Origin of the sequence: Kitasatospora sp. CM 4170, from assembly GCF_032110285.1 — a bacterium.
In the GTDB taxonomy this organism is placed as follows: domain Bacteria; phylum Actinomycetota; class Actinomycetes; order Streptomycetales; family Streptomycetaceae; genus Kitasatospora; species Kitasatospora aburaviensis.
This window is the reverse complement of sequence record NZ_CP134877.1, coordinates 6776884-6803437: the sequence shown is the minus strand read 5'-3', so window position 1 is coordinate 6803437 and position 26554 is coordinate 6776884. Positions and strand designations below refer to the sequence as shown.

20 protein-coding genes and 3 pseudogenes are annotated in these 26554 nt (G+C 71.9%); 8 read left to right on the top strand and 15 right to left on the bottom strand.

The genetic code is table 11. The annotated features are described in order from the left end of the window. Positions 1 to 4: 4 nt before the first annotated feature. Positions 5 to 940: a leucyl/phenylalanyl-tRNA--protein transferase gene (locus RMN57_RS28765; protein WP_313766189.1), complete on the bottom strand. Its 936-nt coding sequence runs from the start codon at positions 938 to 940 to the stop codon at positions 5 to 7. Continuing rightward, on the bottom strand, positions 937 to 4683 hold the full coding sequence (locus tag RMN57_RS28760; protein ID WP_313766188.1) for an amino acid adenylation domain-containing protein: 3747 nt from the start codon (positions 4681 to 4683) through the stop codon (positions 937 to 939). Before RMN57_RS28760 ends, RMN57_RS28765 begins: the two co-directional genes overlap by 4 nt. 333 nt (positions 4684 to 5016) lie before the next feature. On the opposite strand from RMN57_RS28760, the gene RMN57_RS28755 reads away from it, so the two are divergent. Both RMN57_RS28755 and RMN57_RS28750 read left to right on the top strand, forming a co-directional pair. Beyond that, complete coding sequence (locus RMN57_RS28755) at positions 5017 to 8208, top strand: EAL domain-containing protein (protein ID WP_313766187.1); 3192 nt, start codon at positions 5017 to 5019, stop codon at positions 8206 to 8208. Between the two features lie 114 nt (positions 8209 to 8322). Beyond that, positions 8323 to 9528, top strand: a complete 1206-nt coding sequence (locus tag RMN57_RS28750; RefSeq protein WP_313766186.1) for an HNH endonuclease — start codon at positions 8323 to 8325, stop codon at positions 9526 to 9528. A gap of 27 nt (positions 9529 to 9555) precedes the next feature. On the opposite strand, the gene RMN57_RS28745 is transcribed toward RMN57_RS28750, so the two are convergent. From RMN57_RS28745 to RMN57_RS28730, 4 genes are all read right to left on the bottom strand, one after another. After that, positions 9556 to 10524, bottom strand: coding sequence for a DUF4331 family protein (locus RMN57_RS28745; protein ID WP_313766185.1), 969 nt, complete (start codon positions 10522 to 10524; stop codon positions 9556 to 9558). A gap of 240 nt (positions 10525 to 10764) precedes the next feature. After that, on the bottom strand, positions 10765 to 11550 hold the full coding sequence (locus RMN57_RS28740; protein ID WP_313766184.1) for a hypothetical protein: 786 nt from the start codon (positions 11548 to 11550) through the stop codon (positions 10765 to 10767). A gap of 90 nt (positions 11551 to 11640) precedes the next feature. Next, positions 11641 to 12189 (bottom strand): PadR family transcriptional regulator, encoded by a 549-nt coding sequence (locus RMN57_RS28735; protein ID WP_313766183.1) that lies wholly within the window; start codon positions 12187 to 12189, stop codon positions 11641 to 11643. Between the two features lie 230 nt (positions 12190 to 12419). Continuing rightward, complete coding sequence (locus RMN57_RS28730) at positions 12420 to 14459, bottom strand: NADPH-dependent 2,4-dienoyl-CoA reductase (RefSeq protein WP_313766182.1); 2040 nt, start codon at positions 14457 to 14459, stop codon at positions 12420 to 12422. Positions 14460 to 14807: 348 nt separating this feature from the next. On the opposite strand from RMN57_RS28730, the gene RMN57_RS28725 reads away from it, so the two are divergent. Further along, positions 14808 to 16106, top strand: a complete 1299-nt coding sequence (locus RMN57_RS28725; RefSeq protein ID WP_313766181.1) for an FAD-dependent monooxygenase — start codon at positions 14808 to 14810, stop codon at positions 16104 to 16106. A 13-nt stretch (positions 16107 to 16119) separates the two neighbouring features. Here the strand turns inward: RMN57_RS28725 and RMN57_RS28720 are convergent, their stop codons facing one another. Together RMN57_RS28720 and RMN57_RS28715 are read right to left on the bottom strand one after the other, a co-directional pair. Continuing rightward, on the bottom strand, positions 16120 to 16695 hold the full coding sequence (locus RMN57_RS28720; RefSeq protein WP_313766180.1) for a TerD family protein: 576 nt from the start codon (positions 16693 to 16695) through the stop codon (positions 16120 to 16122). A 195-nt stretch (positions 16696 to 16890) separates the two neighbouring features. Beyond that, a complete protein-coding gene (locus RMN57_RS28715; protein WP_313766179.1) occupies positions 16891 to 17808 on the bottom strand; it encodes a LysR family transcriptional regulator in 918 nt (305 codons plus the stop codon). 72 nt (positions 17809 to 17880) lie between these two features. On the opposite strand from RMN57_RS28715, the gene RMN57_RS28710 reads away from it, so the two are divergent. Continuing rightward, positions 17881 to 18648: an SDR family oxidoreductase gene (locus RMN57_RS28710; protein WP_313766178.1), complete on the top strand. Its 768-nt coding sequence runs from the start codon at positions 17881 to 17883 to the stop codon at positions 18646 to 18648. 108 nt (positions 18649 to 18756) lie between these two features. Here the strand turns inward: RMN57_RS28710 and RMN57_RS28705 are convergent, their stop codons facing one another. The 6 genes from RMN57_RS28705 to RMN57_RS28680 form a co-directional block, all read right to left on the bottom strand. Next, entirely contained in the window at positions 18757 to 18975 is a 219-nt protein-coding gene (locus tag RMN57_RS28705; protein ID WP_313766177.1) for a DUF2283 domain-containing protein, read from the bottom strand. Positions 18976 to 19066: 91 nt separating this feature from the next. Next, the gene (locus RMN57_RS28700; protein ID WP_313766176.1) at positions 19067 to 19432 is read right to left on the bottom strand and encodes a hypothetical protein; all 366 of its coding nucleotides are present in this window, start codon (positions 19430 to 19432) and stop codon (positions 19067 to 19069) included. A gap of 72 nt (positions 19433 to 19504) precedes the next feature. After that, positions 19505 to 19756, bottom strand: a complete 252-nt coding sequence (locus RMN57_RS28695; protein WP_313766175.1) for a hypothetical protein — start codon at positions 19754 to 19756, stop codon at positions 19505 to 19507. A 222-nt stretch (positions 19757 to 19978) separates the two neighbouring features. Continuing rightward, entirely contained in the window at positions 19979 to 20308 is a 330-nt protein-coding gene (locus RMN57_RS28690; RefSeq protein ID WP_313766174.1) for a hypothetical protein, read from the bottom strand. A gap of 179 nt (positions 20309 to 20487) precedes the next feature. Continuing rightward, positions 20488 to 20787: a hypothetical protein gene (locus RMN57_RS28685; RefSeq protein ID WP_313766173.1), complete on the bottom strand. Its 300-nt coding sequence runs from the start codon at positions 20785 to 20787 to the stop codon at positions 20488 to 20490. A 511-nt stretch (positions 20788 to 21298) separates the two neighbouring features. Next, entirely contained in the window at positions 21299 to 21736 is a 438-nt protein-coding gene (locus RMN57_RS28680) for a hypothetical protein (protein ID WP_313766172.1), read from the bottom strand. Positions 21737 to 21974: 238 nt separating this feature from the next. Between RMN57_RS28680 and RMN57_RS28675 the strand changes: the two are divergent. The 3 genes and pseudogenes from RMN57_RS28675 to RMN57_RS28665 all read left to right on the top strand — a co-directional run. Next, positions 21975 to 23168: pseudogene (locus RMN57_RS28675) on the top strand (IS110 family transposase); the annotation flags it as partial. 220 nt (positions 23169 to 23388) lie between these two features. Beyond that, positions 23389 to 24342: an IS481 family transposase gene (locus RMN57_RS28670; RefSeq protein WP_313766171.1), complete on the top strand. Its 954-nt coding sequence runs from the start codon at positions 23389 to 23391 to the stop codon at positions 24340 to 24342. A gap of 73 nt (positions 24343 to 24415) precedes the next feature. Continuing rightward, positions 24416 to 24864, top strand: a pseudogene (locus tag RMN57_RS28665) (transposase); the annotation flags it as partial. A gap of 14 nt (positions 24865 to 24878) precedes the next feature. Here the strand turns inward: RMN57_RS28665 and RMN57_RS28660 are convergent. Further along, entirely contained in the window at positions 24879 to 25763 is an 885-nt protein-coding gene (locus RMN57_RS28660) for an IS5 family transposase (RefSeq protein WP_313761644.1), read from the bottom strand. Between the two features lie 48 nt (positions 25764 to 25811). Here RMN57_RS28660 and RMN57_RS28655 point away from each other — a divergent pair. Continuing rightward, positions 25812 to 26411: pseudogene (locus RMN57_RS28655) on the top strand (IS5 family transposase); the annotation flags it as partial. Positions 26412 to 26554 lie beyond the last annotated feature (143 nt).

Genomic DNA, 26554 nt, shown 5'->3' with positions numbered 1-26554 from the left:
GCCGTCACCGCCTGCGCCGCCTCCGCCCCGCGCCGCCGTCCGGCCCGCCGGTACGGCCTCGGTGCCCGCCACCGTGTCGGCCACCGTTCCCGCCCCCCGACCGGCTGAGGCGGGCGGCCGGGAGGGCGTCCGGGGCGGGCGGGCGGACGTCGTCCGCCGGGGCGGCCAGCTCGGCGAGGTAGCGCCGTCGTTCGACCGGGACGGCGCCGAGCGCGCGGACGTGGGGGGTGTCCCACTGGGCGTCGAGCAGGCGGCCGCCGGCCGCACCGAAGCGGGCCGCGAGATCGGCGACCGCGACCCGGGCCGCGTCGGGGCGGCGGTGGAACATCGAGTCCAGGCTCAGCACCGGCCCCGCGCGGACGCCGAAAACCCCGCCGATCAGCTCCTCGCCCTCCCAGACCTCCGCGCTGTGCGCCGCACCGCAGTCGTGCAACGAGCTCAGCGCTTCGCGCAGCTCGGGGGTGAGCCAGGCCGGCTCGCGGCCGTCCGCGCAGGCGTCGACGACGCGTTCGAAGGCGCGGTCGGCGCTGGTCCACCAGTGCAGGCCGTTGCGCAGCCGCCGGGACAGCCGGCTGCCGATGCGCACCCCGTCCGGGGCGATCACCGGGCGCGGGTCGGGCGACCACCAGGCCAGCGCGTACGGGTCCTCCTCCGGGGAGGCGGTGCCGGGCAGCAGCACCACCTCACCCGCCGCCACGGCCTCCTCGAACCGGGCCTCGTTGAAGGCGCTCGCCACCTCGTCGGCGGCGGGCATCGGGAAGAGCCCGCGCCGGTAGGCGGCCAGCAGCGCATCGGGGCCGAGGGCTCCCCCGAAGGCCACCGGGGCGTCCCCGGGCGCCCGCGTCAGGTCCAGGCCGTCGAACTCCCGGCCGTGGGACGGGCCGTGGGACGGGCCGTGGGCGGCCCCGCTCGGCCCGCTCGTGCCGGGTGCCCCGCTCACCGCTGCACCATCCCGACCGGCGGGGCCAGGAAGCCCTCCGCCGTCAACTGGTCCAGGTAGTGGTCGAGCAGCGCGTCGTCGACCGCCGGCAGGGCGATCCCGCTTCCCGTCAGCGCCCGTTCGGTGTTGGCCCGGTCGAACAGCGGGAAGGTCGGGCGGAAGTACATCTCGCTGATCGAGAGGTCCGTGCCCGGGCTCCGGTCGACGAACAGCGGCACGAACGGCGTCATCGGGTGGGTCGGGTGCCGGGCGGCGAACCGGACCAGGTCCTGGACCCAGGCGTCGTACGGGACTTCGTCCACCGGGTGGCCGCGCGCCCGCAGCCGCTCGGCGAGGTCGGCGAGGACGGCGGGGCGCGGCGAGGTGATGTGGTAGACCTCGCCGATCGCCGGGGCGTGGGCGGCGATGTGGGCGACCGCCCGGCTGAACCGGTCGGCCGGCACGAAGTCGAGCAGCAGCCGAACGTCCGGGCAACTCCCGCTGTCCACCATGTACTTGATCAGGGCACAGATCTCCGTCCCGGTGTTCATCACGCCGGTGGTCAGGTCGCCGGTGACGTCGTTGGTGCGCAGCACGGTGACCGGCAGCCCGGCCGCGGCCGCGTTGTGCAGCAGCTGCTCGGCCACCCACTTGCTCTCCACGTAGCCGACGGCGAGCTTCTCCGGGTAGGCGAGCGGCGTCCGCTCGGTCACCTCGGCGACGCCCGCGGGGCCGAAGCCGGCCAGCACGGCGAGGGTGGAGAGGTAGTGCACCGGGATGCCGCGGCTGTGCCCGGCCAGCCGGACCACCTCGCGGGTGCCGCCGACGTTGGGCCCGCGCAGCTGGTGGTACGGGTAGATGAAGTTGACCTGGCCGCCGAGGTGGTGGATGGCGTCCAGGCTCTCGGCGAGCGCCTCGAAGCGGTGCTGGCCGAGGCCGAGCAGCGGCTGGGCGAGGTCGCCGACGACCGGGACGACCCGGGCGTTGGCGAGGTCGTGCCGCAGGTACCGCTGCTGCGCGGCCCGGATGCGCTCCAGGCCGTGCTCCTCGTCGGGCGCGCGGACCAGGCAGTGGATGCGGGCCCCGGTGGTATGGAGCAGCTCGTTCAGCAGGTGGGCGCCGCAGTAGCCGGTGGCACCGGTGAGCAGGATCTCGGCCGGCTCGGCCCGCGAGGGGGCCGGGCTCCAGGACTGCCGCACGGGGGTGCCGAGTTCGGCCTCGGCGGCCCAGTCGACGACGGCCTCGCCGAGGCCGTTGCGCCCGGCCGTGCCCGCCCGGGCCGCCTGGGTGGCGGCCGCGAAGGCGCGCAGCGTGGAGTCGCGCAGCAGTGAGCGGGTGAGGAAACGGATCCGGGTGACGTCGATGCCGAACATGATCCGGGCCCGCGCGAGCATCTCCATGGCCAGTAACGAGTTGCCGCCGAGCACGAAGAAGTCGTCCGCGGGGTGGACGTCCTCGACGCCGAGCAGTTCGGACCAGAGGTGGGCGACGGCGGGCTCGATGGCGCTGCCGCCCCCGTCCGGGCGGGCCCGGGCGCCGTCGGCGCTGCCGCCGTCGGGGTCGCGGTCGCGGTCCGCCCCGGCGCGGTCACCGTCGACGGCGGCCCCGTTTCCGTCGAGGGCTCCGTCGTCGTCGAGGACCCCTTCGTCGTCGAGGGCCCCTTCGCCGTCGAGCGTGCGGTCCGTGTCGGCGCGCGCTCCGCCCGGGGCTCGCTCCCCGGTGGCACCACGGCCCGCGCCGCGGGTTGCGCCGCGAGGTGCGCCGGCGGAGCCGCCGGCTCCGGTGGCGTCGGCGGCCCAGGTGTCCTCGGTGCCGGGAGCGCGGCGCTGCAGCCGCGGGGTGGCGCGGGGCAGCCGGCGCCGGTCGATCTTGCCGGCCGGCGTGAGCGGCATGGTGTCGAGCAGCACGAAGTCGGCCGGGACCATGAAGTCCGGCAGGCGTTCGGCCAGGTACTCGCGGATGTGCGAGCGCCGGGCGTGGGCGCCCGAGCGTCCGCGCCCGGTGAGCGTGTAGTACGCGGTGAGGACGTGGGCCCCGTCGGCGCTGCCGTCGGCGGCGACGCGGGCCTGCCGGACGGCCGGGTGGCCGGCCAGCACGGACTCGACCTCGGCCGGGTCGACCCGGTAGCCGCGGACCTTCACCTGGTCGTCGAAGCGGCCCAGGATCTCCAGGTTTCCGTCGGCCCGCCAGCGGCCGGCGTCGCCCGTGCGGTACATCCGCTCGCCGGGCGAGGCGGCGTACGGGTCGGGGAGGAAGCGCTCCGCGGTGAGCCCCGGTTCCCGCCAGTAGCCGCGGGCGAGGCCCGGCCCCCCGAGGTAGATCTCGCCGCGCTCGCCCGGACGCACCGGGCTGAGCCGGGCGTCCAGCAGGTGCACCCGCACCCCCGGCAGCGGCCGCCCGATCGGCACCGGTGCCGCGCCGACGCCGCCCCCGGCGGCCGCGTCCAGCACCGCCGGGGTGACCTCGCAGAGCGTGGACGTCACGGCCGCCTCGGTCACCCCGTAGGCGTTGACCAGCCGGACCCCCGGCAGCCGGGCCAGGCAGGTCCGGCAGTCGTCCGTGTGCACGGTGTCACCGCCGACCACGACCAGCCGCAGTCCGGCCGGCGGCGGACCGCCCTCGGGGAGCAGGGCGAGCACGTGGTGCCAGTAGGCGGGAGTGAGGTCGGCGACGGTCAGGCGCAGCTCCTCCAGGCGGTGCACCAGCTCGGTCGGCGCCCAGGTGCGGGCCCCGCCGAGGATGAGCGTGGCGCCGCTGACCAGCGCCGCGAAGACCTGTTCCAGCGAGGTGTCGAAGCCCAGGGCGGCCAGCTGCAGCACCCGGTCCCGCGAGGTCAGCCCGTAGGCGCGGACCACCCGGTCCAGGGTGAAGACCAGGGAGCGGTGGGTGACCGGCACGCCCTTGGGGGTGCCGGTGGTGCCGGAGGTGTAGATCAGGTAGGCGAGGTCGTCCGGGTCGGCGGCGCCCTCCGGCGGTCCGTCCTGCGCGTCGCCGCCCGCGTCGGGGCGGGGCGCGTCCGGGCCGCCCACGGCGGGGCCGCCCGCATCGGCGCCGCCCACGTCCGGGCCGCCCACGGCGGGGCCGCCCGCATCGGCGCCGCCCACGTCCGGGCCGCCCACGGCGGGGGCGCCCTGTGCGTCGCCGCCCGCGTCCGGGCCGAGCACCACGACCCCCGGATAGCTCTGCCCGCGGCCACCCACCGCCACCCGGGCCCGGCAGTCCTCGACCAGCTGGGCCAGCCGCCGCTCCGGGTGCGCCGGGTCCAGCGGCAGGAAGGCGCCGCCGGCCTTGAGCACGGCCAGCCAGGCCGTCACCAGGTCCGGTCCGCGCTCCAGGCAGACCGGCACCACCTGCTCCGGCCCGACCCCGCAGGCCCGCAGCGCCCCGGCCAGCCGGTCGCTGCGCCGGTCCAGCTCGCGGTAGGTCAGCCCGCCGTCCTCGGCCAGGATCGCGACCGCCTCCGGGTCGTGCGCGGCGCGCGCCCGGAACAGCCCGTGCACGGTGTCGGCGAAGCCGGCGCGCGCGGGCCCGCGAACGGGCCCGGCCGGCCCGGAGAACCCGAGCCCGCCCCAGCGCCATTCGCGCTCCACGTACGCGCGGCACTCCGCGTGCCCGGCCGGGCCGAACACGGTGGCCCAGCCGCCCGGAACGGTGGAGTCACCGGACCAGATCGCATACTTACCGTCCTCGTTCCGCACCACGGCGTGACGACCGGAACTCGCGTCCCCGCGTGCGCCGTGTGCGCTCTCGGCTGCATCATCCACCGGCTTGACCTCGTGCTGTGGCGGCAGAATGCTGGGAGGTGCGACATTTCCGACTATACGCACTCATGGCCCGTTTCGATCGTCCGGCCGGAACCAGCCGGGCGGACACGGCCGCTGCCCGAAACCCCGGTCACGCACCGCGTCCGGCAGGCACGGGAGCTGACCGGCCCGGGGTCTGACAGGCAACCGCCTGGCAGCCACCGCGCCCGGCAGCGACCGCACCTGACGGGCACCGCACCGGGTGAGAGGAGCTCCGCTCCGCTTCCCGACCCGTCCCGACCGGGCGGGTGGTCCGAGGACCGGCGGAGTGGTGTCGCGGAGGAGGTAGCCTCGTTGACACGTCGGCGACAACGCCTGATGGTCTGTTACCTGTCGTGGATGGTGCTGTTCACCTGCATCTACTACATCAACCCGACCCAGCGGATCATCTGGTGGACCGGCATCGGCCTCGGCAGCGTCGCGGCCATCGTGGTCGGTGTGCACCTCAACCGCCCGGCGCACGCACTGCCCTGGTACCTGCTCGCCCTCGCCAACCTCAGCTTCACGGCGGGCGAGGTCGTCCAGGTCATCCAGATGCAGTTCCTGCACCTGGGCAGCCCCTTCCCCTCCGTCGCCGACGGCTTCTACCTGGCCGAGTACCTGCTGTACGCGGCAGGCGTGCTGGCCTTCATCCGCTGGCGGACGGCGGATCAGGACCGGGCCGGAGTGCTCGACGCGCTCATCCTCACCATGGGCCTGGCCCTGCTGGCCTGGATCTACCTGATCCTCCCGTACGCCCGGAACCCCGACCTCACCTGGTTCCAGAAGGCCGTCTCGATCGCCTACCCGCTCGGCGACGTGGTCGTGCTCGCCCTGCTGCTACGCCTGCTGGTGCCACGCGGCGGCGGCGGCCGCGCCCTGCAGCTGCTCACCGTCGGCACGGTCGGCCTGCTGATCTCCGACATCCTGTACGGGCTGATCCTGCTGCACGGCAACTGGCACATCGGCACCCCGGTCGACCTCGGCTGGGCCGCCTTCTACACCGCCTGGGGCGCGGCCGCCCTCCATCCGTCGATGGTCGAACTGACCAGACCCGTGCCCAGTCAGCAGGTCGACATCACACCCGGCCGGCTCACCCTGCTCACCCTCGCCTCGCTGATCGCGCCGACGATCCTGATCATCGAGTCGATCAACGGCAACACCAGCAACGCCGGGGTGATCGGCTCCTTCTCCGCCCTGATCTACCTGCTGGTGCTGGCCCGGCTCGCGGTCGTCGTGGTCGCCCGCCGGCAGGCCGTCGCCCGTGAACGGGTACTGCGCGAGGCCGGCGCGTCACTGACCGCGGCCGTCACCGTCGAGGAGGTCGCCGACGCCGTCCAGGCCGCCGCGTCCACCCTGATGCCCACCGAGCCCGGACACGTCGCCCTGCTCGCGGTCAGCGAGGCCGGTGTCCTGCACGTCCGGCACGCCGAGCGCGGCCCCACCCAGCACACCCTCGGCAACGGCCCCGGCCCGGGCTCCGCCTCGGACGCCGACTCCGACGAGGTGCTCGCCCTCGCCGCCGTCCGCGAGACCCGTTTACTGCCCGTCGAGGAGATCGGCACCGACCTCGCCGTCCGCTTCGACGGCATGCCCTCGGCCCTGCTCTGCCCGCTCACCCTGGCCGAACGCCCCTCCGGCGACCCGCTGATCGGCGCGCTCATCGTCACCGGCACCGAGCAGGAGCTCACCAACCTCTGGGGCTCACTGGAGATCCTCGCCGCCCAGGCCGCCCTGGCCGTCGAGCGCGTCATGCTGAGCCAGGAGGTCACCCGCCGCAACAGCGAGCTCTACTTCCGCACCCTGGTGCAGAGCGCCAGCGACGTCATCCTGATCCTCAACGCCGACGACGGCGTCCGGTACGCCTCCTCGTCCGCCGAGCGCGTCCTCGGCTACCCCGACCTCGACGGCGTCCTGATCACCGACCTCGTCCCGCCCGAGGACAGCCGCGCCGTCGGCAGCGCGCTCGCCCGGATGCGCGGCCTGGACGGCGCCACCGACGGCCGCGACCAGCAGCGCGAGCACTGGCGGCTGCTGCGCCACGACCGCACCCCGATCGAGGCCGAGGTGCGCTGCAACGACCTGCGCGGCGATCCGACCGTCGGCGCCCTCGTGCTCACCCTGCGCGACGTGACCGAGCAGCGCCAGATGGAGCGCGAGCTCACCCACCGCGCCTTCCACGACTCGCTCACCGGGCTGGCCAACCGCGTCCTCTTCCAGGACCGGGTCGGCCACGCCCTCTCCCGCAGCGAGCGCAGCGGCGCCGTCACCGGCGTGCTCTTCATCGACCTGGACGACTTCAAGGTCGTCAACGACACCCAGGGCCACGCGGTCGGCGACGAGCTGCTGGTCGCCGTCTCGCTGCGGGTCTCCACCGCGCTGCGCACCTCCGACACCGCGGCCCGGCTCGGCGGCGACGAGTTCGCCGTCCTGGTCGAGGACGCGATGCGCCCGGCGGACGTCGGGGCCATCGCGGACAGCGTGCTGGCCGCCTTCGCCGAACCGTTCAAGCTGAGCGCGGGCGCCGTCCGGGTCGGCGCGAGCATCGGCGTCGCCACCACCGAGGACAGCGTGGACGCGACCGAACTGCTCAGCCACGCCGACCTCGCGCTCTACTCCGCCAAGGCCGCCGGGAAGCGCCAGTGGTGCCACTACCAGCCCGCGCTCCAGGCCGGCCTGGTCGAACGGCACGAGCTGAACGAGAACCTGGACACCGCGATCGCCGAATCCTCGTTCAAGCTGTACTACCAGCCGATCGTCGACCTGGCGAGCGGCGCCCTGGTCGCCTTCGAGGCCCTGGTCCGCTGGCCGCACGACCGCCGCGGCATGGTCCTCCCGGACGAGTTCATCGCGCTCGCCGAGGAGAGCGGCCAGATCGTCCCGCTCGGCGCCTGGGTCCTGGAACGCGCGGCCCAGGAGGCGGCCGCCTGGCACCGCCTGAGCGCCGCGCCCCGGCTCGCCCAGGGCCTGCCCCCGCTGCGGGTCAACGTCAACGTCTCGGCCCGGCAGTTCCGCGACGCCGGCTTCGTCGACGTGGTGCGCGGCGCCGTCCGCACCTCCGGGATCACCCCGGACGTGCTGGTCCTGGAGCTGACCGAGTCCGTCCTGATGCGCCGCGACGAACGCGTCCACACCGACATGCGCACCCTGAGCGAGCTCGGCGTCGGCATCGCCATCGACGACTTCGGCACCGGCTACTCCTCGCTCTCCTACCTGCGCGAGTTCCCGATCTCCATCCTGAAGATCGACAAGTCCTTCATCGACGGCCTGGGCCTCTCCCAGCAGCAGTACGCCCTGGTCGAGGGCATCACCCGGATCGCCGACACCCTCGGCGTCCAGGTCATCGCCGAGGGCATCGAGAACACCGAGCAGCGCGACCTCCTCGCCGCCATGGGCTGCCCCCTCGGCCAGGGCTACCTCTTCGCCCACCCCCTCACCCCCGACCAGGCCCGCCGCCTCATCACCGACCACTCCCCCCTCATCACCCCCACCCCCCACCCCACCTGACCCCGGGCGCCACCCGGCCGGGCGCGGGTAAGGGGGCCACCCGTCAACTTCGGTCCAACTCCGTTGTCAGTTCAGCCACCTATGCTCAGACGGAGTCCTAGACCGAGGAGACGTGTGAGCATCGACGACCTGACTGACGCGGACGCCGTTCTGACCGCACTCAAGGAGTTCGACGGCCTCGGCCAGAAGGCCTTCCTCAAGCGCTACGACTACCCGGAATCCGCCCAGCACTTCATCCAGCACGGTGATCGCCTCTACGACGCCGAGGCCATCGCCGGGGCAGCCCACGGCTACCAGCACCCCGAGCACGGGCCGTTGACCGAGCAGGAGTTCCACGGCGACGCCGCACCGGTCACCGTGACCCTGCAGCAGCTGGGCTTCACCGTCGTGGACGGGCAGCCGTCCACGCTTGAGGAGGAGCTGGCCTGGCGGCTCACCATGTGGCGCAATCTCCAGGCTCGCCAGGACGCTGACGGTCTGCTGACCGCGGGCGAGATCCGGGCGGTCCGGGCCTACAGCGGGCAGCAGGGCATCTGGGTCGACAAGAAGCGGACGCGTCGCATAGACCCGCAGGGGCTGGCAGTCAGCCTCAAGCACACCGGTGTCGACTACCCCGATGAGATCACCGACAGCGGAGCGCTCTACCGCTACCCCGACACCGATCGCCTGGGCCAGGACAGAGCCGAGATCGATGCGGCGAAGGCGGCCTCCCGGCGTTCGCTGCCGGTGTTCCTGATCTCCGAGCGGGGCACGCGCCGCGAGGTTCGCCTCGGCTGGGTCGCCGGCTGGGAGGACACCAGCAGCCAGTTCTACGTCAGCTTCGATGCAACGCCCCCGCAGCAGCTCGTCGACCGTGACCGTTCCGACGAACACCCTTTCCAGCTGGAAGGGAATCGGCGCCGAACGCGCGCGGGACTGATCACGAGCCGCCCCGATCAGGCGAAGTTCAAGGTCGAGGTCATCCATCGCTACGGCTCCCGCTGCCCCTTCTCGGGCATCGCGGTGTCCGCCATGATCGAAGCGGCCCATCTGCGCCCCGATGCGGAGAACGGGAGTTCCGACGCCCGCAACGGCCTCCCGATGAACGCAGCGCTTCATCGGGCCTTCGACGCCCACCTGTTCGCCATCCACCCGGACACGCTCCAGGTGATGGTCCGCCCTCAGGGCCCCAGCCTGGTCGAGCTCGGGATCACCGAGCCGCAGCTGATACTGCCCAAGCTGCCCCACAAGGCAGCCCTGGAGTGGCGCTACGCGAAGTGGCTGAAGGCGAACAAGATGACCGCAACCGAGGCCGTCCCGCCCGCCGCCGCCATGGCCTGACCTCCTGGTCCGACCGCTTCGGCCCGACTACCAGGGGGTCGGGTGGGGGTGGCCGAGGTGGGGGAAGGTGGGGAGGAGGTCGGTGTGCGGGGGGATGTGGTCGGAGGTGATCTTGCCGCCGGAGACCATGGTGAGGCGGGCGGAGGTCACGTCGTCGCTGAGGGTGCGGCCGTTGGGGTAGGCGGCGGGGCGGGAGCGGTCGTAGCGGAGGACGTCGGGCAGGACGAGCTTGAGGGTCTCGGTGGCGGCCGCGGTGGTGTAGTCGCCGGTGTGCTGGAGGACGGCCGTCCAGGGCTCGCGGTAGGTGTCCCAGTCGTCGGCCGGCTCGCCGGCGTTGTAGGCGTCCTTGACCTCCTCGGCGTTGAAGTAGGCCGTCAGGGAGGGGTGGGCGCCGCGGTCGACGGAGACCAGCTGGCCGTCCTGGTGCAGGCTGACGCGGGCCCAGACGCCGATCACCGGGTCGGGGCCGAGATCGGCGTCCGGGACTTCGAGGGCGATGCCGAAGACGTTGGCCTCGGCCATCGCGTCCTTGCCCGTCCAGGTGAAGTTGTTGACGATCCCTTCGAGGTCTGCGAAGAAGGGGTCGCTTCGCAGGCCGACGGAGAGCTTGCGGTCGCCCGCGTCCACGACGTCGGGCGCGTCACCGAAGGCCACCGGAACGTCCGCGAAGACCACCTCGCCGGTCGCCTCGTGCTTCTGCGCGGCGGCGCCGGTCGCACGGTGGACGGTGACGGTCTGTCCACCGGTCCGGGAGGCGGCGAAGGTGAAGGAGTAGGCGACGTCCGCGCGGTTGTCGCCGTCGTTGTCGATGTTGATGCGGTAGACGGCGTCCGGGTGGAACTCGGCGGCCTGGGTGGGGGCGTAGGGGTTCACGTCCATGATGAGGACGGTCCGGCCGGGCGCGTCGGCCGCGGGGAAGGCGAACAGGTCGGTGAGGTCGAGCCGGGCGTCGCCCCGCGGGGAGCGGAGGTTCGGACCGCTGAGGTGGTGGGACATGGCGCTGCGCTACCTCGTCTCTGTGGCCCCCCTGGGTGAGTCGGCACGCACTGTGGTACCAGCGCGGCCCGTCCGGGAGGCGGAGGCGCGCTTGATCGTCCGCCCGCCGGCCCCGTCCGCGGCGGTCTGCGGAGGGCGGCGGGGCCGGCGAGGGCGACGAGCCCGACACGGGCGGAGGGCGACGGGCGTCGCGGCCCCGCACGGGTCGGCCCCCGACCGACCGGCCGACGCTCCCCCCGGTCAGACCGCCACGGCCGAGCCGGTCTCGCTGCCGGCCGGGACGTTGAGGGTGCGTTCGGCCTTGGCGACCGCGGCCCGGTAGTACAGCGAGGCGAGTTGGGAGGAGCCGGAGTCGCGCTGGAAGAAGCCGTAGGAGAGGGCGGTCGGCCCGAAGCGCTCGATGCCGATGTAGCCGTTGAGTTGGACGCCGGAGAGGATGCCGTCGAGGCGGACGGCGGGGGCGTCGTGGCGCTCGCCGAGGGTGATCGGGGTGACCGTGAAGGTCACCGCGGTGCCGGTGCCGTCGTCGAAGGTGAGGCTGTGGCAGTTCGCGAACGCCTCGGTGACGGTGGCGAAGTCGCCGGTGAGCTTGGCGGAATCCTCGGCGGTGAGCGACTCGGTGACCATCGGGTTTCCGCCCGACCCCTCGAACTCGGCCTCCTGGTGCGGCTGTTGCGGCGTCGGCTCGGCCGCCTGCCGGTTGAGCAGGGCGCGCAGGGCGTCGCAGCCGGAGACCGGGGAGGCACCCTCGCTCGGTGCCGAGCCGGTGCTGGGCGGGACTTCGGTGAATTCGGGCCCGAGTTCGGCCGCCGTGAGCAGCGCCGTCTTCAACTGGGCGTCCGTGGGCAGCTGCTCGGCCGGCGCCGCTTGCGCCGCCCCGGCAACCGGCGCGGCGGCGGCTCCGGCGGCCTGGACGGTGACGGCCGGCGGGCGGGGCGCGCCGGAGGCGAGGTCCGCGGTGCCGAGGGTCGCCACGGTGACGACGGCCGCCGCGGTGAGGGCGAGGAGAGGCCGCGAGTGGGACATGCGGGCCCCCGATCAGGAGTCGGGCACGGACAGGCGTCCAGTGTCCCACCGGGCCCGCCCGACCGCCCGCCCGAGCGGAGGATCCGCAGGTCAGGAAGGGTCTCCGGGGGCAGCCGGGAGCGTGTCCAGGGTCTCGGCGAGCCACTGCACCCAGAAGGCCTCCAGGCCGATCCCGGCGCGCAGCACGGCGTGCTGCAGGCGGTTCTCGGTGTCCGCCCGCTCCGGCGGGAAGTCGCGCCGCTCGATCTCCTCGTAGTCGGCCAACTGCGCTCGGTGCAGGGCGAGATGGCGGGACAGTTCGGCGTCGAGGCTGGCCGTGCCCACCACGGCGGCCGCGCGCAGGCGCAGCAGCAGCGGTTCGCGCATGGCCCGGGGCTCGTCCCCGTCGGCGGTCCACCGTTCGAGTTCGGCGCGGCCGGCGGGCAGGACCTCGTACTCCTTCTTCTGGCCGCGCACCGGGCCGGACTGCGGGAGGGTGCGGATCAGGCCGGAGGTCTCCAGGCGGCCCAGCTCGCGGTAGATCTGCTGGTGGCTGGCGGACCAGAAGAAGCCGATCGACTTGTCGAACCGCCGGGTCAGCTCCAGCCCCGAGGACGGCTTCTCCAGCAGGGCGGTGAGGATGGCGTGCGGCAGCGACATGCTCACGATCCTAGGCGCCCCGGCCCGCAACCCGCCGCGCGCCGGCGCACGCCGCCCGGCGGGGTGCGCCGGACACCGTGCGCTGGCAGCGTGCGCCGGGCAGGACGCGCGGGCCGGGGCGGGGGCCGCGGCATCGGTGCGGCGGTGTGGCGGTGTAGCGGTGTGGCGGTGTAGCGGCGGGCAAGGCCTGCCCGGCCCGCCGCCACACCCCGCACCACCCCACCCCGCCGTCAGAGCGCCGCAGCCAACTCCGTCCCCTGCTTGATCGCACGCTTCGCGTCCAGCTCCGCGGCCACGTCGGCGCCGCCGATCAGGTGCGGCGTGAGGCCCCGCTCGCGCAGGGCGGCGTCCAGGTCGCGGCGCGGCTCCTGCCCGGTGCAGAGGACGACCGTGTCGACGGGCAGCAGCTGCCGCTCACCGTCGACGGTGATGTGCAGGCCGGCGTCGTCGATCAGGTCGTACGTCACGCCGGGGACCATCACCACGCCGCGGTGCTTGAGCTCGGTGCGGTGGATCCAGCCGGTGGTCTTGCCGAGCCCGGCGCCGACCTTGCCGGTCTTGCGCTGGAGCAGGTGGACGCTGCGCGGGGGCTTGGGCGCCACCGGGCGGGTGAGGCCGCCGCGCTCGCGGTACTCCGGGTCGATGCCCCACTTGGCCTGGAACACGGGCGGGTTGAGGCTCGCCGCGTCGCCCTGGTCGGTGAGGTACTCCGCGACGTCGAAGCCGATGCCGCCCGCGCCGAGGACAGCCACGCGCTCGCCGACCGGCGCGCCGTCGCGCAGCACGTCCAGGTAGCCGACGACCTTGGGGTGGTCGATGCCCGGGATGTCGGCCGGGGTCCGCGGGGTGACGCCGGTGGCGAGGACGATCTCATCGAAGCCCTCGGCGGCGAGCTGCTCGGCGTCCACCGGAGCGCCGAGCCGCTGCTCGACGTCCGACTCGGCGAGTCGGGTGCGGAAGTAGCGGAGGGTCTCGTCGAACTCCTCCTTGCCGGGGATGCGCCGGGCGACGTTCAGCTGCCCGCCGATGGTGTCGGCGGCGTCGAACAGCGTGACGGCGTGGCCGCGTTCGGCGGCCGAGACGGCGAAGGCGAGGCCGGCCGGTCCGGCGCCGACGACGCCGATCCGCTTGCGCAGCCTGGTCGGTGCGAGGACGAGTTCGGTCTCGTGGCAGGCGCGCGGGTTGACCAGGCAGGAGGTGATCTGCCCGCTGAAGGTGTGGTCCAGGCAGGCCTGGTTGCACCCGATGCAGGTGTTGATGGCGTCGGCGCGGTCGGCACCCGCCTTGGCGACGAAGTCCGCGTCGGCGAGCAGCGGCCGGGCCAGCGAGACCAGGTCCGCGCAGCCGTCGGCGAGCAGCTGCTCGGCGATCCCGGGGGTGTTGATGCGGTTGACGGCGACCAGCGGGACGCCGACCGAGCCCATCAGCTTCCTGGTCACCCAGGCGTAGGCACCGCGCGGGACGGAGGTCGCGATGGTGGGGATGCGGGCCTCGTGCCAGCCGATGCCGGTGTTGATGATCGTCGCCCCGGCCGCCTCGACGGCCTGCGCCAGCTCGACGACCTCGGCGAGCGTGGAGCCGCCGGGGACGAGGTCGAGCATGGAGAGGCGGTAGATCAGGATGAAGTCGGGCCCGACCCGCCCGCGCACCCGCCGGACGATCTCCACCGGGAAGCGCATCCGGTTCTGGTACGAGCCGCCCCACTCGTCCTCCCGCCGGTTGGTGGCGGCGGCGATGAACTCGTTGATCAGGTAGCCCTCGGAGCCCATGATCTCGACGCCGTCGTAGCCCGCCCGCTGGGCGAGCGCGGCGCAGCGGGCGAAGTCCTCGACGGTCTGCTCGACCTGCTCGGCGGTGAGCTCGTTCGGCACGAACGGGCTGATCGGGGCCTGGAGGGCGCTGGGGGCGACCAGCTCCGGGTGGTACGCGTAGCGGCCGAAGTGCAGGATCTGCAGCGCGATCCGGCCGCCCTCGGCGTGGACGGCGTCGGTGATGAGGCGGTGCCGGTCGGCCTCGGCCTCGGTGGTGAGCATGGCGCCGCCGCCCCAGGGCCGGCCCGCCTCGTTGGGGGCGATGCCGCCGGTGACGATCAGGCCGACGCCGCCGCGGGCGCGTTCGGCGTAGAAGGCGGCCATCCGCTCGAAGCCGTCGGGGGCCTCCTCCAGGCCGACGTGCATCGAGCCCATGATCACGCGGTTGGGGAGGGTGGTGAAGCCGAGGTCGAGCGGGCTCAGCAGGCGGGGGTAGGGCTGCGGCGGGGTGCTGGGCATCGGCGTCTCCTGGGTGTCCGGCTGGACGCGGGCGGTCCGGTGATCCGGCGATCCGGCGGCCCGCGGGCGCGGACGCGGGTGCGGACGCGGGTGCGGGTGCGGGGCCGTCCGCCGGGCGGTGGGCGGTGAGCGTGGTTACCCAACGGTAGGGGACGGGCCGACCCATATGCAACCAGTTGCACAAGGGGCCGTGCGTGCGCCAGAACCGGACCGCTTCGTGGCCGAATCTTGTCGACACCCTGGAGTCGTTCCCTTACTGTTCGTTAGGGTCGGAGGTGGCAGCGGGGCGAAGGGGCCCCGGTGACAGCGGGGCAGTGCGGCCCCGGGAACGTCGCGGAAGGGGCAGCCGTGCGAGGTGGATCCATAGCCGTGGTCGGCGGCAGCATCGCCGGGTGCGCGTTCGCGCGGGCGGCCGTCCGCGCAGGTGCGGAGCAGGTCGTGGTGCTGGAGCGCAGCCCCGGCCGGCTGGAGGACCGCGGCGTCGGGCTCTGCGTCCTGGACCCCCGTTACGAGGAGCTGGTCCGGGCCGGCCACCTGGACGACGGCATCCGCCACCACCGCCTCGTCCTGCGCCGCTGGCTCACCCGCGAGACGGCGCCCGCCGACGGGCTCGGCGCCGCCGATCCGCGCGGGCGGGTGCTCTGGGTCCAGGACCTCGGCTTCCGCTCCTACCACTGGGGCGTCCTCTGGCAGGCGCTGCGCGAACGCGCCCCGGAGGGCGTGGAGTTCCGGCTCGGCGAGGCGGTCACCGCCGTCGACGCCGCGGCGCTGGACGGCGGCGACGGACCCGCCCGCGTGGAGACGGCCGCCGGCGGACGCGAGCCGTACGACCTGGTGGTCGGAGCGGACGGCTACCGCTCCCTGGTCCGCGAGGCGCTCTGCCCGGAGGCCGCCGACCCGGCGTCCCGACCCGCGTACGCCGGCTACGTCTGCTGGCGCGGCAGCTTCGACGCCCGGCTACTGGAGGACCTGCCCGGCGGCGCCGGGCCCTGGCCGGAGGACGAGATCATCACCGTCTGCTACCCCGGCGGCCAGGTCGTGCTCTACCGCATCCCAGGCCTGGAACCCGGCTCCACCCAGGTCAACTGGGTCTTCTACGCCCCCACCCCCGCCTGGCTGCGGCTGGACGGCCCGACCAGCGTGCCGGCCGGCGCACTCAGCGGCGCCCAGTTCGCGGAGCTGGCCGCCCTGGCGGAGCGGCACCTGCCGCCCTACTGGGCCGCCGTGGTCGCCGACCTCACCCCGCGCGAGCGGACCTTCATCCAGCCGGTCTACGACCTGGACGTCCCGCGCCGCACCGCCGGCCGGCTGCTCCTGGCCGGGGACGCGGCCAGCGTGGTCCGACCGCACAACACCAGCGGCGTGGTCAAGGCGCTGCAGGACGCCTGGGCCTTCGAGGAGGCCTGGCGGTCGGCCGACTCCTGGACGGCGCTGCTCTCCGCGTACGAGCGCGACCGCGGCCCGGTCGGGCGGGAGACGGTGGAACTGGGCCGGCGGCTCGGGCGGGCGCAGGTCACCGAGGCGCCGGACTGGGCGGTCATGGACGGGCCCGCCATGGTCGACTGGTGGCGCCGGCAGCTCGGCGGCGGAGGCGTGTTCGGCGGCCACGCACTCGCGCAGCCGCCGAACGGGCGTCAGGCCTCTTGAGCCGTCCCCCGGCTCAGACGTTCACGCCGTAGTCGGTGGCGATCCCGCGCAGGCCGGAGGCGTACCCCTGGCCGATGGCGCGGAACTTCCACTCGGCGCCGTTGCGGTAGAGCTCGCCGAAGACCATCGCGGTCTCGGTCGAGGCGTCCTCGGTGAGGTCGTACCGGGCGATCTCCTGACCGTTGGCCTGGTTGACGACCCGGATGAACGCGTTGCGGACCTGGCCGAAGTTCTGCAGCCGGGCGTCGGCGTCGTAGATCGACACCGGGAAGACCACCTTGGCCACCTCGGCCGGCACGGCGGCGAGGTCGACCTTGATCTGCTCGTCGTCGCCGTCGCCGCCACCGGTCAGGTTGTCGCCGCTGTGCTCGACCGAACCCTCGGGGCTGCGCAGGTTGTTGAAGAAGACGAAGTGCTGGTCCGACATCACCTTGCCGAGCGCGGTGCAGAGCAGCGCGCTCGCGTCGAGGTCGTAGTCGGCACCCGTGGTGGTGCGCACGTCCCAGCCGAGCCCGACGATGACGGCGGTCAGCCCCGGCGCCTCCTTGGTCAGCGAGACGTTCCCACCCTTGGCCAGCGAAACTCCCACGATGCCCTCCTCTGTCGCTCTCCCTGGCGGAGAATCTACAGCACTGTAGAGATCACGAGAATCCGCCCGACTCGGTTCCCGGAGCGCACCCGACTCATCGTGCGCCGGGCACTCACGGCCTCATTCACTGCACGCCGGCGCTCAGGTCGCGCCGGGCACTCGCGGCGCGTCGGCCACTCACGGCGCGTCGGCCACTCACGGCGCACCCGCCGCGATCAACTCCGTGACGTGCGGCGGCAGCAGACACGCCCGCCGGGCCAACAGCTCGACGAAGGCCGCCGTCAGCGGGTCCGGCCGGGTGCGGGTGTACGCCACCAGCGGGCGCCGCACGGGTGGCTCGGGGCGCCGGACCACTCCGTCGAACCCCACCGGAACGATGTTGGCCGGCACCAGCGCCGGCCCCAGCCCCGCGGCCGCCAGCAACGGCGCGGCGGCCGTCTGCTCGGTCCGCACGGCGGCCCGCGGCCGGAACCCCGCCTCCGCACAGGCCCCGTCCACCAGGTCGGCGAGGCCGTTGCCCGGCGCGTAGTGGACCCAGTCACGGTCCGCGAGGTCGGCCAGCGGGACGAACCGACGGCCGTTCCCGTGCCCCTCCCCCGCGGGCAGCGCGAGCACGAACTCCTCGACCCCGAGCTCCCTGATCGGCCCCTCCCAGTCCGGCGGCGGCGTCCCGACCGCGACGTCGGCTTGACCGGCCGCCATCGCCGCGCGCAGCTCGTCGTTGTGCGCGAACTCGCGCAACCGGATCCGCACCCCCGGATGGTCCCGCCGCCACGCCCGCAGGACCGGCGGAAGGATGCCGAGCCCGACCGAGTACACCGTGGCCAGCTCCAGCTCACCGCCGTCCAGCCCGGCCGTCAGGCGGGCGGCGGCCCTTAGCCGTTCGGCATCGGCGAGCGCCGCCCGGGCGTGCGGGAGCACGGCGCGCCCCATCGGCGTCAGCCGGACGGCCCGCGGCAGGCGCTCCAGCAGTGTGCCGCCGACGGCCTTCTCCAGCGCGCGGACCTGGTGCGAGAGCGCCGGCTGGGTGACGTGCAGCAGCTCGGCGGCACGGGTGAACGAACCGGTGTCGACGACGGCCACCAGGTATTCGAGCTGTCGAAGCGTGGTCATGCAGGGAGTTTATGGCTCCAGGTGAAAACAAGCCTTGGACGCATCACCGCTGGTCGACGGAGGGTTGTGCCCATGACCACTGCACTCCCCACGCCCTCTCCCCTCCCCCTCCCCCGCTCCCTCGACGGCCGCCGCATCGTCGTCGTCGGCGCCGGTTCGAACACCGGCCGCGCCCTCGCCCACGCGGCGTCCGAGGCCGGCGCCGAACTGGTCCTGGCCGGCCCCGACCCGCGCAAGCTGGAGTGGACGGCCGGCGAGCTGTCCGGCAAGGCCGAGGTCGTCCCGGTCGACCTCACCGACGAGACGTCGATCGCCGCCCTCGCCACGGCCACCGGCCGCTTCCACCACCTGGTCTCCACCGCCGCGATGCCCGCCAACGGCCCGCTCGCCGACCTCGACCTCGCCGACGTCCACCGCGCGTTCGCCGCCAAGGTCTACGGCCCGCTGCTGCTCGCCAAGCACCTCGCCCCGCAGGCCGCGACCGACACCCCCGAGGGCGCGTCCTTCACCTTCTTCTCCGGCGTCGCCGCCTGGCGCCCGGCCCCCGCCCGCACGGTGATGGCCACCACCAACGGCGCCCTGGCGTTCCTGGTCCGGGCACTCGCCGTCGAGATCGCCCCGGTCCGCGTCAACGCCGTCTCCCCGGGCATCGTCGACAGCGGCGCCTGGGACCGCCTCGGCGCCGACAAGGACCCGTTCCTCCGCTCCGTCGCCAACCGCAACCCCGCCCGCCGCACCGGCACCCCCGCCGACCTCGTCCACGCCACCCACTTCGCCATGACCAGCCCCTTCGTCACCGGCACGGTCCTCCACGTGGACGGGGGTGGGCGGTTGGTGTGAAGCCTCAAGCGCTCATGACGACGAGACGACCGAGCAACGGGTAACTGTGACGGCCCCATCCGACCTGGCCGGCAAACCCACCGGTCAGGTCGCCTCCGGGGAACGGCGTCACCCCTCCAGCCCGGCCACCAGGCCTTCGGGAAGAAGCCTCGAGGCACCGATCACCTCGATGGCGAGAATCCTCCCGCTTGCATCGAAGTCGAGAACGAGCTCTCCGGGCCCCGGCACGTCGTCCACCACTACCTGTTCGACAGCCTCGCCGGGCTTGATCAAATCCACCAGGTAGATCATCGCCGCATCAGCCTCCGGGTCACAGCTGATTCGCACGGGCTGCGGCCTTCCCTATGAGTCCAACCCTGGAGCCGGTGACGCCCCAGGTCCGCGTACGGACGGGCTCCGCGCCGGGGCCGGCGTACGCTCAGTCGCCGATGAAGCGAACGATGTAGCCGGGGTGATCCAGCGCCTGCTGGATCAGCAGGCTGAGTTCGGAGAGGAAGGAGACCGTCGCCGCGGGAAGGTCTCGGCCTGCGATCCGGTCGAGCTCGGCAAGAGCCAGTTCACAGAAGTAGTGGTCGAATTCGGTGTCGGCATAGGGATCGATACGCGCCAAGGTCGGAAGGCGCTCCCGGCCGACCACAGAGAGCGCCGAGTCAACCTCCCCGTCCTCCAGAAGGTAAGCCACGATGTCCGAAACTACAGACTGCCCTTTCTTCCCCTTCTTCTTCGCCTGGCGATTCATCTCCACCGTCAGGGTGGTGTCCACCAGTTGGATGTCTAGCCCCATGTCACTACCTCCTCGAACAGCCGGATCCGAGCTTTGGCGGCCTTGACAGACCGTTCGGGTGAAGGAGTGAGGCTAATCGCCCTTCACCACGATCCAGGAACCGGCCCCGCTATCGCGGAGTGCCCAATAGCCCTTCCTGAGGCCAGGAACCGCCACCGCGAGTTCGGACCGGCCGGGCACGTGCTCGAAGTGGAACAGCACGGGGCCTTCCGGGCCGGACTTGTCCTCCTCGGAGAAGAACTGCCACGAGCCGTCGCGATCCCTGCAGACACTGACCACTTCGTTCCCCTGCGAGATCGAAGTGGAGACGTAGACCTTTCGCATCGGTTCGACCTCACCAAGGCTCTCCAATTCCAGCCTGACGTGGGTACTGGAACATCCGCGGCAACCCGATTCTGTCGCTGGGGTGGATCGGAGAGTTTCCCACGTTCGGCGGTTTGCCGATCACAGAGACCATCGAGCGAGCGGCTCCCCCGGGCATCGGTCCGGGAGAGCAGTCAGGGGGTTCCGGGATTTGCTGGTACCGCCTTCCACGGCCAGGTGGCGCTACTCCGCAAGTTGGTCGATGAGTTGCCAGGCCAGCCGCGTACCGGCCGCCTCGAAGCCGTGGCGGAGCTTGTCCAGCGCAGCGTAGATCTCCTGCCATGACAGTTCACTCTCGGGCCAGCAGTCCAGATAGTACGTGGAGCGCTCAATACCAGGCTGCCAGGTGGCATCGCCCCTGAGGTCGGACGTCGTACCGACCTCGATCTCCCAACCATCGGCGAACACGACGAATGGATTGTGGCTGAAGGAGTCCAGGGATGTCGCCGCAATCTCGGGAACCTGCTCTCCATCGATATCACCGATGATGAGCGCCCGGATGAACAGCTTCATCTTCATTCTCCTGGTTGACCCGTGCGATCCCGTCAGCCGCCGGAACCCCGCCTCCGCTTGTCGATCCTACTGGCGATCCTTCCATGAAGCGCCGCTGCTTCGCTGGGAACCCCTTGCAGCCGCAGCAGGGCCGCCTGCCCGCCCGCGCCACGGATCGCCGCGGCGTTGAGCCGGGCGATTTATGCAGGCATCACCCGCCACAGACTTTGCCCTGCGTCCCACACCGCCCAATGCTCCAGCGGCAGCCTGGGAAGCTTAGCCAGGTGAGGATTCCGTTGAGCGATGTGCGAGTAATGGACCAGCCTGGGCTCGGATCCCTCTCCGTCTCCACTGAACGCCTGAATGTCGCCCTCGTCATCCAGGAAGACCGATTCCACCTGCGCCCCACCGAACACGCCCTCGGACACGTACGCGACGTCGCCATCTTCCGGTAGATAGAAGGGGCCAAGCCCTTCCGGGATTCCGATATCAGAGTCCAAGAATTCAATCATTTCATGCCCTCGCCCATCAGGCACAGAAGCAACCTAGTCGCCATTCACTACGGCCCAGGAACCATCATTGCTGTCGCGAAGTGCCCAATAGCCCTTCCTGAGACCAGGAACCGCCGCAGCAAGGTCGGACCGACCGGGCACGTGCTCGAAGTGGATCAGCACGGGACCCTCCGGGCCTGACTTGTCCTCCTCGGAGAAGAACTGCCACGAGCCGTCGCGATCCCTGCAGACACTGGCCACTTCACTCCCTTGCGAGACCGAAGTGGAGACGTAGACCTTTCGCCTCGGTTCGACCTCGCCAAGGCTCTCCACTTCCAGCCTGGCGTGGCGACTAAACAGGAACCTCATACCGGCTTCCGAAGATCACGCGAATTCTGACAGGTCCGACCTGCCGGCGGTCTCGTTCCAAGCCCGCCCGACGATCCTATCGCCACCGGAACGGGCAAGCGGCCCTGCTCCGGATGAGTAACTCCGGAGCAGGGCCGCTCGTCATCCCGCGTCATGCCGTTCCCGGCACCTCCTGGGCAAAGATGTTCAACTCGGCGGCGCCCACCGGATCCTCCCCGGCCACGTATTCCGCAACGATCTCCTCGATCCGAGAGACGAACCGAAGACGGATCCTGAACGGGATCGCCCCCCTGTCTCCCGAGACGAAGGACATCCTGAGCTGACCGGCCTGCCCGTCGAACCAGGCATAGACGACACCCGGCCGACCGCTTCCGTCCGACCGGGCGTCCGCCACCCATTCGTCCATCGCCCGACTCAACGCCGCGGCGATCCGCACCGCATCGCCGTCGCGGAATCCGTCCGCCGGCCGGACGAAGTACTCAAGATTCTCGATGGCCTCTTCGTGGACGTTGGCGTCTCCACGCCAAACACCGAACCCGGCCACCTCGTCGATGCGCTCCAGCACCTCCGCGCGGTCCATGACATCCATACCTTTCTTCGTGGGATCGTTCTGGTCATTCGTAAGATCAGGGCACCCAGGGATGCCGGGTGTGGCTGCCATGTTGTTGCCGCGTCTGTGGCTGAGGAGGATTGGCCGCCCGCATCCCGCGACGACTCGACCGCTAATTGGGATGCGCGGAACAAGATCGCTCGTATGGACATGTCGGCGAGGTCGTCTGCTGGGACTGTGAACATGCACGTCGAGCGAGGAGGACCGGGTACCCGAACTGTGGGCGGGGACGGATGCGGGCAAAGCCGAGCACCACTGCACGGCGATCGACACGGACGGGAAGACGGTGCTCCCCCGCCGGGTACCGAACAACGAGACGGAACTGCTGGAACTGCTCGGCGACGTCCTGGAGCTGGCTGACGGCGCCCCGGTGACCTGGGCGGTGGACCTGAACGCGGGCGGGGCCACCCTGTGGATCGCGCTCCTGGTCAACCACTCGCAGAAGCTGCTCTACATCCCGGGCCGGACCGTCCACCATGCCTCGGCCGCCTACCGGGGCAGTGGGAAGACTGACGCGAAGGACGCCTTCGTCATCGCCGACACCGCCCGGATGCGCCGGGACCTGCAACCGCTGGACCAGGCCGGCGAGATCGCGGTCGATCTGAAGATCCTGACCGCCCGCCGCATGGACCTGTCCGCCGACCGCACCCGCGCCATCAACCGGCTCCGCGCCCAGATGCTGGAGTACTTCCCGGCCCTGGAACGGGCCTTCGACTACAGCACCTCCAAGAGTGCCCTCGTGCTGCTGACGGGCTACCGGACGCCGGCCGCGCTGCGGCGCACCGGCCGGGCCCGGCTGGCGGCCTGGCTGAAGAACCACGGCGTGCGCACCGCGCCCACGGCGAGGAGTACGGCTGATGCCGCGGTCACGGCCGCCGAGGCCCAGTTCACCGCTGTTCCCGGGGAGAAGACCGCCGCGAGGATGGTCCACACCCTGGCCAGGGAGGTGATGTCCCTCGACCAGGAGATCGCCGAGCTCGAAGCCCTGATCGAGGGCCGGTTTCGCGAGCACCCCCACGCCGAAGTGATCAAGAGCATGCCGGGCATCGGCGACATGCTCGGCGCCGCGTTCATCGCTGCCACGGGCGGTGACATGGCCGCCTTCGGCAGTCCCGACCGGCTCGCCGGGGTCGCCGGCCTCGCCCCCGTGCCCCGGGACTCCGGCAAGGTCAGCGGCAACATGCGCCGACCTCGCCGTTACAGCCGGCGGCTCCTGCGGATGTTCTACCTCTCCGCCCAGACCGCCGCCGTCCACTGCCCCGTCTCGAAGGCGTTCTACCGGCGCAAGCGCGACGAGGGGAAGTCCCACAAGCAGGCCATACTCGCCCTCGCCAGACGCCGTCTCAACGTGCTCTGGGCCCTCATACGCGATGGCCGAACCTTCGACACGGCCGTTCCCGCGCCCGCTGCCACAGCGCACTGGGACCATCACAGGACGTCACCACCCCAACTTGACAGCTTCATTGGGAATCCTCCTGACGGATAGCGGCCTCACTGAGCTCAATCGCCGACTAGGTGTACTGACCACGGAGGTTGGTGACAGGGCTCACGGCGTGGTGATCTTGAAATGAGTGAGGGCCTTCTGGCTCGGTGTGGATTGCGACATCTGCACCTCAGCCAGAAAGGCCCTCATGCCACACCGTAACGCACCGCTGACCGAGACCGGACGCCTGCGCCTGGCCCGCTGCGTGGTCGACGACGGCTGGCCGTTGCGGCGGGCCGCCGAGCGCTTCCAGGTCTCGCCCACCACGGCCAAGCGCTGGGCGGACCGCTACCGGGCGCTGGGCGAGGCCGGTATGAGCGACCTCTCCAGCCGCCCGCACCGCAGCCCCCGGCGGACCCCGTCGCGCACCGAGCGGCGGATCATCAAGGTCCGCGTCCTGCGCCGCTGGGGCCCGGCCCGCATCGCCTACCTGCTGCGGCTCAACCCAGCGACCGTGCACCGCGTGCTGACCCGCTACCGGCTCGCCCGCCTGGCCCACCTGGACCGCGCGACCGCTCGCCCGGTGCGGCGCTACGAACGCGCCGCACCGGGCGAGTTGGTCCACGTCGACATCAAGAAGCTCGGCAACATCCCCGACGGCGGCGGCCACAAGATCCTGGGCCGTGAGGCCGGCCGCAAGACCCGTTCCGGCGCGGGCTACAGCTACCTCCACAACGCCGTGGACGACCACTCCCGCCTGGCCTACAGCGAGATCCTGCCCGACGAGCGCAAGGAGACCGCCACCGCCTTCTGGGCCCGGGCAAGCGAGTTCTTCGCCCGGGCCGGGATCGCCGTCCAGCGCGTGCTGACCGACAACGGCTCCTGCTATCGCTCCCGGACCTGGCGCGATGCCCTCGCGGCCGAAGGCATCACGCACAAGCGAACCCGGCCCTACCGGCCCCAGACCAACGGCAAGGTCGAACGCTTCAACCGCACCCTGCTCGACGAATGGGCCTACGCCAGGCCCTACCGCACCGAACAGGAACGCCGCGACGCCTACCCCGCCTGGCTCCACACCTACAATCACCACCGCGGACACACAGCACTCGCAGGCAAGCCACCCGCCAGCCGCGTCCCCAACCTCACGAGTCAGAACAACTAGGGCGCGTATTCGGTCGTGATCAATCTGTGCGATTCACCCTCGCGACGGGTCCCGATCCGGTAGACCGTGGTGTGTGACGCGAGCGCAACTGACGGATGCGGAGTGGGAGTTCATAGGGCCTTACCTGCCGATCGGCGAGTACGGCCCGTACCCGGAGCGGCTGCGGCAGCAGTTCGAAGGGGTGATCTGGCGGTTCCGGACGGGCGGGCAGTGGCGGGAGATGCCGCAGGAGTTCGGCGCTTGGTCGACCGTCTCCAATCGGTTCCGGCAGTGGAGGGACGCTGGTGTCTTCGAAGCCCTGATGGAGGGCCTGATCGCGGAAGCTGCGAAGCGTGGCGAGGTGGACTTGTCCCTGGTCAGCGTGGACTCCACCACTGTGCGGGCCCATCATGACGCCGCCGGGATGCACCTCGACTCCGACACCATGGACGCCCTGGAGAAGGCCGCCGAGGAGGCGGAGAAGGCCAGACAAAGGGGGGAGGCCCGGAGGAACAAGACGGGCGGGACGCCTCAGAAAGTGTTGGGTAATCGGATGATTACTGGTTCTTGAGGTCGTCGGCGAGGCGGCGGGCTGCTTCGGTCTCGATGGGGCCGCGCGGTTCGACCTCCTCGCCGGCGAGGCGGGCGGCCATGAGCCGGATCATCGCAACCTTGATCATCGCTTCGGCGTGCGCGGTCTTGCGCTCGTAGTCCCGTGCCAACCGTCTGCACCGTCCCAGCCAGGAGAATGTCCGCTCGACCACCCACCTGCGGGGCAGCACCTGGAACCCTTTCACATCCGCATTGCGCGGCACCGCGACGATCTCCAGGTTCTCGTGCTCGGCCGCCCAGCCGACCAGGCCCGCGTCGACCACATTCACGTAGCCGCCGTCGACCCAGACCAGCCCGACCTGCGGAAACAGGTTCCGGATCCCGCTGAGGACCAGCTTCGCGCCCGCCCGGTCCTGCACCGAGGCCGAGTGCACCACCGCCCGCAGCACGAGCCCGCAGGTGTCCACCAGCAGGTGCCGCTTACGGCCCCGCACCCGCTTGCCCGCGTCGTAGCCGATCGCCTGCCCGCCCTGGTGGCTGCGGGCCGACTGCGAATCCAGCACCGCCGCCGAGGGCTGCGGGTCCCGGCCGTCCGCCACCCGGACCCGCTCGCGCAGCGTGTCGTGAACCCGGTCCCAGGTGCCGTCCGCCGTCCACGCGCGAAACCAGCGGTAGGCCACGTCCCACGGGGCGAGATCATGCGGCACCAGCCTCCACGCACAGCCGCTGACCAGCACGTACAGCACAGTGTCCACGACCAGCCGACGCGGGAACTTCAACGGACGGCCGGCCCGGCGCAGATCCCGCACCGGCAGCAGCGGCTCGATCGCCGCCCACTGAGCGTCCGTCAACGACGAGTCATAGGACGGCTTGCACGCACAGACACACATGGCGGTGATCTTCGCGGACAGGGCAACGCAAAGATCACCACCAGTGGATCACGCCATGAAGTTGATCAATTACCCAACACTTTCTCAGGCGGCGCGGAGCGGGAGGAACGGCGACGTATCCGGCGTCGGCGCAAGCTCCGGCTGAAGGCCGCTCTGCTCGGACGCTCCAGGGGCGGGCAAACCAGCAAGGTCCATTGCGCCGGCGACCGGAAGTGCCGCCCGCTGGTGTTCGTCCTGACCGAGGGCCAGGCCGCGGACAGCCCGCAGTTCATCCCCGTACTGAAGAAGGTCCGGGTCCGCGGGCCCGTCGGCCGTCCCCGCACCCGGCCGGACGCGGTCGCCGGGGACAAGGCCTATTCGTCCCGCGGCAACCGCGCCCACCTGCGAAAGCGCCGCATCAAGGCGGTCATACCGGAGAAGAAGGACCAGAGCGCCAACCGGAAGAAGAAGGGCAGCAAGGGCGGTCGGCCCGTCGGCCACGACGCCGAGCTCTACAAGGAGCGCAACACCGTCGAGCGTCTGATCAACAAGCTGAAGGCTTGGCGGGGCATCGCCACCCGGTTCGACAAGAGCCCGGAGAGCTACCTCGCCGGCCTCCACCTCCGCGGCGCAATGATTTGGATCAAAGACCTCACCCGAGCCTATTGATCACGACCGAATACGTGCCCTAGCAGCGGACGAAGCGACGGGGTGCGGCCACACCCGCCCACACGACCCCGAGGGCGCCCTCTATGAGGACGCCCTCGACGCTTCCGAATGACCACCGAACGCGAGCCACCCGGCGAACCCAC

Bases quoted from the DNA above. Each gene is read 5' to 3' on its own strand.
- RMN57_RS28680 (WP_313766172.1), bottom strand. From the start codon at position 21,736: ATGGATGTCATGGACCGCGCGGAGGTGCTGGAGCGCATCGACGAGGTG.
- RMN57_RS28735 (WP_313766183.1), bottom strand. From the start codon at position 12,189: ATGTCGCTGCCGCACGCCATCCTCACCGCCCTGCTGGAGAAGCCGTCC.
- RMN57_RS28690 (WP_313766174.1), bottom strand. From the start codon at position 20,308: ATGAAGCTGTTCATCCGGGCGCTCATCATCGGTGATATCGATGGAGAG.
- RMN57_RS28745 (WP_313766185.1), bottom strand. From the start codon at position 10,524: ATGTCCCACCACCTCAGCGGTCCGAACCTCCGCTCCCCGCGGGGCGAC.
- RMN57_RS28660 (WP_313761644.1), bottom strand. From the start codon at position 25,763: ATGTGTGTCTGTGCGTGCAAGCCGTCCTATGACTCGTCGTTGACGGAC.
- RMN57_RS28670 (WP_313766171.1), top strand. From the start codon at position 23,389: ATGCCACACCGTAACGCACCGCTGACCGAGACCGGACGCCTGCGCCTG.
- RMN57_RS28740 (WP_313766184.1), bottom strand. From the start codon at position 11,550: ATGTCCCACTCGCGGCCTCTCCTCGCCCTCACCGCGGCGGCCGTCGTC.
- RMN57_RS28695 (WP_313766175.1), bottom strand. From the start codon at position 19,756: ATGCGAAAGGTCTACGTCTCCACTTCGATCTCGCAGGGGAACGAAGTG.
- RMN57_RS28715 (WP_313766179.1), bottom strand. From the start codon at position 17,808: ATGACCACGCTTCGACAGCTCGAATACCTGGTGGCCGTCGTCGACACC.
- RMN57_RS28730 (WP_313766182.1), bottom strand. From the start codon at position 14,459: ATGCCCAGCACCCCGCCGCAGCCCTACCCCCGCCTGCTGAGCCCGCTC.
- RMN57_RS28710 (WP_313766178.1), top strand. From the start codon at position 17,881: ATGACCACTGCACTCCCCACGCCCTCTCCCCTCCCCCTCCCCCGCTCC.
- RMN57_RS28700 (WP_313766176.1), bottom strand. From the start codon at position 19,432: ATGGGGCTAGACATCCAACTGGTGGACACCACCCTGACGGTGGAGATG.